Source organism: Arthrobacter sp. NPDC057259 (assembly GCF_042668995.1).
In the GTDB taxonomy this organism is placed as follows: domain Bacteria; phylum Actinomycetota; class Actinomycetes; order Actinomycetales; family Micrococcaceae; genus Arthrobacter.
The window spans coordinates 122,430-130,939 of record NZ_JBHUYA010000002.1; the positions used below are offsets into that span (position 1 = coordinate 122,430).

Here is an 8,510-nt window from a genome sequence, read left to right on the forward strand (position 1 = left end):
CGGTCTGCCAGAGCGTGGTTGTCTGACACTGTCCGCGGAGCGAACCGGAGAGGACCGAGACATGGGCATGCCAGGAACGGTGCTGGTGGTCAGCGCGCACGCCGGGGATTTCGTCTGGCGGGCCGGGGGCGCGATCGCCGCCGCCACCGCCCGGGGGGACCGCGCCGTCGTCGTCTGCCTCTCCTACGGTGAGCGGGGCGAGTCCGCGAGCCAGTGGCTCGCCGGCAAGTCGCTCGAGGAGATCAAGGAGCTGCGCCGGTCCGAGGCGGAGGCCGCGGCGGCCGCGCTCGGCGCCGAGATCGAGTTCCTGGACGCCGGCGACTACCCGCTGCAGCCCAGCCGCGAACTGCTGGACACGCTGGTGCGGATCTACCGCCGGATCCAGCCCACCGTGGTGCTGACCCACCCGCTGCTGGACCCCTACAACGGGGACCACCCGGCGGCGGCCCGGCTGGCGATCGAGGCCCGGATCCTGGCCCAGGCGATCGGCTACGACGCCCCCGGCGAGGTGCTCGGGGCACCCCCGGTGTTCTTCTTCGAACCGCACCAGCCGGAGCAGTGCGACTTCAAGCCCGACATCCTGCTGGACATCACCGCGGCATTCCCGGCCAAGGAACGCGCCATGAAATGCCTGCCCGCCCAGCAGCACATGTGGGAGTACTACAGCTCCCTGGCCGTCCGCCGCGGGGTCCAGGTCAAGCGCAACGCCGGGCCGAACCTCGGGCTGCCGGTGGACACCCGCGGCGAGGCCTACATGCGCTACTACCCCCAGGTCACCGATGTCCTGGCCTGAAGCACCGCGGGAATGAGAGGGGTGGCGGCATGAGGACCGTCGTGGTCACCGGGATCGAACGGGCCGACGCCGGTGTAGCGGACCGGCTCGGGGCGCACGGGGTCGCCACCGTGCACGAGGCCATGGGCCGCACGGGGCTCCTCGGCCCCGGCCTTCGCCCCATCCAGGACGGCGAGCGGATCGCCGGCACCGCCGTGACCGTGCTCTGCTGGCCCGGCGACAACCTGATGATCCATGCCGCCGTCGAACAGTGCCGCGAGGGTGACATCCTGGTGGTGACCACCACCTCCCCCTCCCTGGACGGGTCCTTCGGCGAACTCTTCGCCACTGCGCTGCGGCACCGCGGGGTTCGCGGGCTGGTGACCACCGGCGGCGTCCGGGACGTGGCCGAGCTGCGGGCCCTGGGCTTCCCGGCCTGGGCCGCGGCCGTCAACGCCCAGGGCACGGTGAAGGCCACGGCCGGTTCGGTGAACGTCCCCGTCGCCATCGGCGGGACCGTGGTGCGCCCCGGTGACGTGGTCATCGCCGACGACGACGGCGTGCTGTGCGTGCCGCGGACGGAGGCTGCGGAGGCGCTGCGGGCCGCCGACGCCCGGGCGGCCAAGGAGGCCGATTCACGCGCCGACTACTCCACCGGCGGGCTGAGCCTGGACCGCAACAAGCTGCGCGGCCTCCTCGACGGGCTCGGCGTCCGGTATATAACCGCTGCGGAATATGAGTCCGGGGATGGCTGAGACCGAGGGCATTCCGTGCCTGCTGATGCGCGGCGGCACCTCGAAGGGGGCCTACTTCCTGGCCTCCGACCTTCCCGCCGGCCCGGAGGAGCGGGATGCCCTGCTGCTGCGGATCATGGGCAGCCCCGACCCCCGGCAGATCGACGGCCTCGGCGGGGCGCACCCGCTGACCAGCAAGGTGGCCGTCGTGTCCCCCTCCCCGGACGGGGACGCGGAGGTGGATTACCTGTTCCTGCAGGTGGGCGTCGACGAGGCGATGGTCAGCAGCCGGCAGAACTGCGGCAACCTGCTGGCCGGCGTGGGCCCCTTCGCCGTGGAACGCGGCCTGGTGCGCGCCGGCGCTGAAAACACCGAGGTCCGGATCCGAATGCTCAACACCGGCAGCCTCGCCACCGCCGCCTTCCCCACCCCGGGCGGCCGGCCCGGGTACGACGGCGGCCTCGCCATCGACGGCGTCCCCGGCACCGCGGCGCCGGTCCGGCTGAACTTCGAGGGCACCGCCGGGTCCTCCACCGGGGCGCTGTTCCCCACCGGACGGGTGCTGGACACCGTGGACGGCCTGGCCGTGACCTGCGTGGATAACGGGATGCCGAGCGTGCTGCTGCGCGCCGCGGACCTGGGCCTGGCCGGCGACGAATCCCCGGCGGAGCTCGAGGCGGACGCCACGCTGGCGGACCGGCTGGCCGGGCTCCGTAAGAACGCTGCCACGTTGATGGGAATGGGCGACGTCAGTAAGGCAACGGTGCCGAAGCTGGTGCTGCTCTCCCCGCCCCGGAACGGCGGCACCGTCACCACCCGCAGCTTCCTGCCGGTGCGGGTGCACACCTCCATCGGGGTGCTCGGCGCGCTGACCGTGACGGCCGGGATCCTGGCGGACGGGTCTGTGGGCCACGGCTTGGCCGCCCTGCCCGGGCCCGGCGACCCGTGCCGGATCGAGCACCCGACGGGCCACTTCGACGTCGAGGTGGGCCTGGCCGCCGGCCCGGACGGGATCACCGTGACCCGCTCGGCGGCGCTGCGCACCGCCCGCAAGATCTTCGACGGGCGGGTCTTCCCGCGCCCCCGGCCCTGACCACCACCGCTACGAGAGGACTGCCCCGTGACCGAGTACACCTCGTTCGACGTCGCCCACCTGGGGAATGTGGAGCTGCTGACCCCCACCTTCGACAAAAGCCTGTGGTTCTTCCGGGACCTGCTGGCCATGCGCGTCGTCGCCGAGGCCGCCCGGTCCGTGTACCTGCGCACCTGGGACGAATACCAGCTCTACACGATCAAGCTCACCGAATCCGCCGACGCAGGTGTGGGCCGCACTTCCTTCCGGGCCAGCAGCCAGGCCGCGCTGGAGCGCCGGGTCGCCGCGATCGAGGCCATGGGCCTGGGGGCCGGCTGGGTGGACGGGGAGGTGGGGACCGGGCCGACCTACATGTTCCGCGACCCGGACGGGCACAGCATGGCCCTCTATTACGAGACCGAGCGCTATGTCGCCACCGACGACAGGCCGGCCTTGAAGAACCAGGCCTCGGCCTTCCCCGGCCGCGGCGTCAACGCGCGCCGGCTGGACCACATCAACTACCTGGCCAAGGACGTGGTGGCCAACGGCGAGTTCGTGGCGCACGCCCTCTGCGGCCGGGAGAGCGAGCGGATCAAGCTCGACGACGGCGGCTACGCGGCGTGGTGGTTCCACTTCAACAACAAGTCCTACGACGTGGTCTACTCCGACGACTGGCTCAAGCACGGCAACCGGCTGCACCACGTCGCGTTCGCCCCGGACACCCGCGAGGACATCCTCAAGGCCGCGGATATCTTCCTGGAGAACGGCATCCACATCGAGTCCGGCCCGCACAAGCACGCCATTAACCAGACCTTCTTCCTCTACGTCTGGGAGCCCGGCGGGAACCGGATCGAATTCGCGAACGCGGGCGCCCGGCTCCTGTTGGATCCCGACTCCCCGGTGGTGGAATGGACCCAGGAGGAGCGCAAGAAGGGCCAGGCCTGGGGCATGAAGACCATCGAAACCTTCCACACCCACGGCACCCCGAACGTCTCCGCCGACGCCTGACCCACACACCGGAAACCACGCAGTCCACCCAGTACAGCTCACAGCACAACAGCACAGAGAGGTGCGCCGCCATGACCAGTACCACCGACACCGCCGCCCCGGTCACCACCGGCCTCTACATCGGGGGCCGGGAACGCCGGGCCGGGCAGACCCTGGAGATCGCCGACCCCGGCAAGCCGGGCGCCGTCGTGGGGCACGCCGCCGCGGCCTCCGCCGACGACGTCGACGACGCCGTGGCCGCCGCGAAGGCCGCCTTCCCGGCCTGGGCGGCCCTGACCGCGGAGCAGCGCGCCGACACGATGCGGGCCGCACTCGAGGGGATCGCCGAACACCGCGACGAGGACGCCGCCGTGCTCTCCCGCGAGAACGGCAAGATCCGGATGGAGGCCTGGGTGGACTCGCTGGTCTTCGAGATCCGCTGGAACCTGGCCCTCGCCCTCGCGGCGGAGGTGGACGCCACCAAGGTGCTCCCGCCGGCGCCGGGCATCCCCGTCTCCACCACCGTCGCCTACCAACCGCTCGGCGTGGTGACCGTGATCGTGCCGTTCAACTGGCCCATCGCCATCCTCGCGGCCTCGCTGCCGCACGCGCTCCTGGCCGGGAACACCGCCATCGTGAAGCCGCCGCCCACGGCGCCACTGGCCACCACCCGGGTGGTGCAGAGGATCGCGGAGAAGCTGCCGCCGGGCGTGCTCAACGTCGTCACCGGCAAGGACGCGGACATGTCCGCCCTGATCAGCAGCCCGGACGTCGCCAAAGTCTGCTTCACCGGCAGCGTCGCCGGCGGCAAGCGGATCATGGAGATGGCCTCGAAGGCGCTGACCCGGGTGACCCTGGAACTGGGCGGCAACGACGCCGCCGTCATCCTGGCCGACGCCATCCTGGACGACACCCACCTGGACCGGCTGTACGCCGCCATCTTCGACACCACCGGCCAGATCTGCATGAACGCCAAGCGCATCTACGTCCACCGCTCCCGGCTGGACGAGGTGGTCGACGGGCTCGCCGCCCGGCTGGAGCGGGCCGTGATCGGCTACGGCCTGAACGAGGGCACCACCATGGGGCCGCTGCACTCCCCCGCCCAGAAGGAGTTCGTGGCCGGGCTGATCGAAGAGGCCACGGCCGCCGGGGCGGACGTCCGCGAATACGGCACCCTGCCGGAGGACCCGGAGCTGCGCGGCGGGAACTTCCTCCGCCCGGCGCTGGTGATCGACCCGGATCCGTCCCTGCGGGTGGTGACCGAGGAGCAGTTCGGCCCGGTCATCCCGCTCCTGCCCTTCGACACCGAAGACGAGGCCGTGGAAGCCGCCAACGCCACCTGGGCCGGCCTCTGCGGCTCCGTCTGGACCGCCGACCCCGCCACCGCCAACCGGGTGGGTGCCCGGCTGGTCTGCGGCTACGTCTGGGTCAACGACCACGGCGCCACCCGGCTGGACCTGCGCGCCCCCTTCGGCGGCATGAAACAGTCCGGCATGGGCCGCGAACAGGGCATCGAGGGCGTCCGGGCATTCCAGGACACCCGGTCCATCGCCCACCTGCAGCCGGAAGACGCCGCCGGGAGTTAATTACCTATAGACAGTCCCTATGCACATAGGTAAAGTCGGCCGTGGGTGCACCGTCGCACCCACGGAAAGGACTTCCTGATGGCGAACCGAACCACGCCCGCGGCCAACCGGGCGGCTTCCCTGGAACTGATCCGCGACTTCTCGCTCGAGATGACCGGCAAGGACGTGCCGGCCCTGCACGAGGCCAAGGACCACATCCCGCCGGGCACCCGCATCAACGTCACCTTCCTCGGCAACGAGGACCTGGAAATGCGGGTGGCCGCGGCGAAGGCCGTCCGGGAGCTCGGATTCGTTCCCGTCCCGCACATCTCCGCCCGCCGGCTCCGCTCCCTGGAACAGCTCGAGGAATTCCTGGCCCGGCTCCAGGACGTCGGCGCCAGCGAGCACATCTTCGCCGTCGGCGGCGACCCGGCCACCCCCGAGGGGCCCTTCGAGGACTCCCTCGGCGTGATCCGGAGCGGCGTGCTGCAGCAGTACGGGGTGCGCCAGGTGGGGATCGGCGGCTACCCCGAGGGCCACCCGGACATCGCCAAGGACGTGCTCGCCCGGGCCCTGGCGGACAAGACCGCCGCCCTCGCGGAGCAGGAGCTCGACGCCGTCATCCTCACCCAGTTCGCCTTCGACACCGACCCGGTCGCCGACTGGATCACCGGCCTGCGCGCCGACGGCGTCAATGCCGAGATCCGGGTAGGAACACCCGGTCCGGCCGGCATCAAGCGGCTCCTCGGCTTCGCCCGCCGCTTCGGCGTCGGCGCCAACGCCATGATCGTCAAGAAGTACGGCTTCTCCCTGACCAACCTGATGGGCGACGCCGGGCCGGACCGGTTCGTCAACGACCTGGCCGCAGAGCTCGCCGAGCGCACCTCCGGGCCGCAGGACCCCGCCGTCGGCCGCGTGGGCCTGCACTTCTACACGTTCGGCGGCCTGCTGGCCACGGCCGACTGGGTCCGGCAGTTCACCGCCGGGCGCCCCTGATGGCACCGCACACGGAGTCGCTCCGGGACCAGGCCTGCCTGATTGTCCACGGCCCGGACCAGCCCGGCATCGTCGCCGCGGTAGCGGCCCTGGTGACCCGCAGCCGGGGAAACATCGTCTCCCTGGACCAGTACTCCTCCGATCCCAGCTCCGGCGACTTCTTCCAGCGGGTGGTGTTCAACCGCCCCGACCTGGCCGCCGCCCTGCCGGAAATCGAGGCCGACCTGACGAAGACCCTGGGCCCGCTCGGCCTGCAGTGGACCCTGACGGACCGGTCAGTGCCCAAGCGGATGGCCATCCTGGTCTCCACCTCGGACCACTGCCTGCTGGAGCTGCTCTGGCGGCACCGCCGCGGCGAGCTGCCCGTCTCCATCCCGATGGTGATCTCCAACCACACCAACACCGCCGAGGACGTGCGCTCCTTCGGGGTGCCGTTCTTCCACGTGCCCTCCGCCGGCGCGGACAAGTCCGCGGCCGAGGGCGAGATCCTGAAGCTGCTGGCCGGAAACGTCGACTTCGTGGTGCTGGCCCGCTACATGCAGATCCTCTCCCCGGAGTTCCTGGACCGGGCGGGCGTTCCGCTGATCAACATCCACCACTCCTTCCTGCCCGCCTTCGTCGGCGCCGCGCCGTACCGCAAGGCCAAGGAACGCGGCGTGAAGCTGATCGGCGCGACCTCGCACTACGTCACCAAGGACCTGGACGAGGGCCCGATCATCGAACAGGACGTCGCCCGCGTGACCCACGCCCACTCCGCGGCGGACCTGCAGGCCCGCGGCGCCTACGTCGAACGGGCCGTGCTCTCCCGCGCGGTGCAGTGGCACGCCGAGGACCGGATCATCCGGCACGGCAACCAGACCATCGTGTTCTGACCCCCTCTGACTTCCAAACTCCCCCAGACCCCCGAAATCCCGACAGAAAAAGAGGTTCATTGTGGCACCGAAGAATCTGCAGGAAGTCCTCGACGCATCCCGCGGCGCCGTCGACCTGCTCCGCAACTCGCAGATCGGCTCCTACATCTATCCGGTGGTCCCCGCCGACTTCCAGAACTGGATTAAGGAACAGACCGCCTGGCGCCAGACGGCCGTGCTGTACGACCAGTCCCACCACATGGACAACCTGTTCATGTCCGGCTCGGACGCGATCAAGCTGATCTCCGCCACCGCCATCAACTCCACCGCCGTGTTCCCGGTCAACAAGGCCAAGCAGTACGTCCCGACCACCGAATCGGGCCACGTGATCGGCGACGGCATCCTCTTCAGGGAGGGCGAGGACGAATACGTCTACGTGGGCCGCGCCCCGGCCGCGAACTGGCTGCTCTACCACGGCGAAACCGGCGGCTACGGCAACCTGGACATCCGGGTGGACCGCCGCTCTCCGTCGCGCCCCTACGGCCACGGGGTGTCCCGGCAGTACTACCGCTTCCAGATCCAGGGCCCGAACGCCTGGCAAGTGATCGAGAAGCTCAACGGCGGCCCGCTGGAGCAGCTGAAGTTCTTCAACATGTCCACCATGACGATCGACGGCACCACCGTCCGGACCCTCCGCCACGGCATGGCCGGCGCCCCGGGCCTGGAGGTGTGGGGACCGTACGCGGACCACGACCGGATCCGCGACGCGATCGTGGCCGCCGGCGCCGAGTTCGGGCTGGTCCCGGTGGGCTCCCGCGCCTATCCCTCCAACACCCTGGAATCCGGCTGGATCCCCTCCCCGCTGCCGGCCATCTATACCGGCGAGGCCGAGCGCGGCTACCGCGAGTGGCTGCCGGCGGACGGCTACGAGGCCACCGGCACCCTGGCCGGGTCCTTCGTCTCGGACCGGATCGAGGACTACTACCTGACCCCCTGGGAGCTGGGCTACGGCTCCTTCGTAAAGTTCGACCACGACTTCATCGGCCGCGACGCGCTGGAGAAGATGGACCCCGCCGCGCAGCGCCGCAAGGTCACGCTGGCCTGGGACGCGGAGGACATCACGAAGATCTACGCCTCGCTCTTCAACGTGGAGGGCCCCAGCTACAAGTTCTTCGACCTGCCGCTGGCGAACTACGGCTCGGCCAACTACGACTCCGTGGTCGACGCCGACGGCACCGTGGTGGGCTACTCGATGTTCACGGGCTACAGCGCGAACGAACGCCGGGCGCTGTCCCTGGCCACGATCGACCCGAACGTCCCGGAGGGCACCGAACTGAAGGTGGTCTGGGGCGAGCCGAACGGCGGCACCGCGAAGGCCGCCGTCGAGCCGCACGAGCAGACCGAGGTCCGCGCCGTCGTCAGCCCGGTCCCCTACTCCACCGTGGCGCGCGCGACGTACCAGGGCGGCTGGCGCACCAACTACCAGCCCGCCTAGGCTGGGAGCCCCGGGTCGAGGGGGCGGTACACGCCCTG

General features: G+C 70.7%; 8 protein-coding genes. All 8 read left to right on the forward strand.

Going from position 1 to position 8,510, the window contains the following annotated elements:
• The first annotated feature begins 61 nt into the window (after positions 1-61).
• Complete coding sequence (locus ACFUCU_RS04405; RefSeq protein ID WP_377970945.1) at positions 62-793, forward strand: PIG-L deacetylase family protein; 732 nt, start codon at positions 62-64, stop codon at positions 791-793.
• Positions 794-822: 29 nt separating this feature from the next.
• A complete protein-coding gene (locus tag ACFUCU_RS04410; RefSeq protein WP_377970947.1) occupies positions 823-1,527 on the forward strand; it encodes a 4-carboxy-4-hydroxy-2-oxoadipate aldolase/oxaloacetate decarboxylase in 705 nt (234 codons plus the stop codon).
• The gene (locus ACFUCU_RS04415; protein ID WP_377970949.1) at positions 1,520-2,599 is read left to right on the forward strand and encodes a 4-oxalomesaconate tautomerase; all 1,080 of its coding nucleotides are present in this window, start codon (positions 1,520-1,522) and stop codon (positions 2,597-2,599) included. Before ACFUCU_RS04410 ends, ACFUCU_RS04415 begins: the two co-directional genes overlap by 8 nt.
• A gap of 27 nt (positions 2,600-2,626) precedes the next feature.
• Entirely contained in the window at positions 2,627-3,586 is a 960-nt protein-coding gene (locus tag ACFUCU_RS04420) for a VOC family protein (RefSeq protein ID WP_377970951.1), read from the forward strand.
• 71 nt (positions 3,587-3,657) lie between these two features.
• Complete coding sequence (locus tag ACFUCU_RS04425) at positions 3,658-5,151, forward strand: aldehyde dehydrogenase family protein (protein ID WP_377970953.1); 1,494 nt, start codon at positions 3,658-3,660, stop codon at positions 5,149-5,151.
• A 78-nt stretch (positions 5,152-5,229) separates the two neighbouring features.
• On the forward strand, positions 5,230-6,126 hold the full coding sequence (locus ACFUCU_RS04430) for a methylenetetrahydrofolate reductase (RefSeq protein ID WP_290257176.1): 897 nt from the start codon (positions 5,230-5,232) through the stop codon (positions 6,124-6,126).
• Positions 6,126-6,998, forward strand: a complete 873-nt coding sequence (gene purU / locus ACFUCU_RS04435; RefSeq protein ID WP_377970954.1) for a formyltetrahydrofolate deformylase — start codon at positions 6,126-6,128, stop codon at positions 6,996-6,998. Before ACFUCU_RS04430 ends, purU begins: the two co-directional genes overlap by 1 nt.
• Positions 6,999-7,059: 61 nt before the next feature.
• Positions 7,060-8,472: an aminomethyl transferase family protein gene (locus ACFUCU_RS04440; protein ID WP_377970955.1), complete on the forward strand. Its 1,413-nt coding sequence runs from the start codon at positions 7,060-7,062 to the stop codon at positions 8,470-8,472.
• The last annotated feature ends 38 nt before the right edge of the window (positions 8,473-8,510 follow it).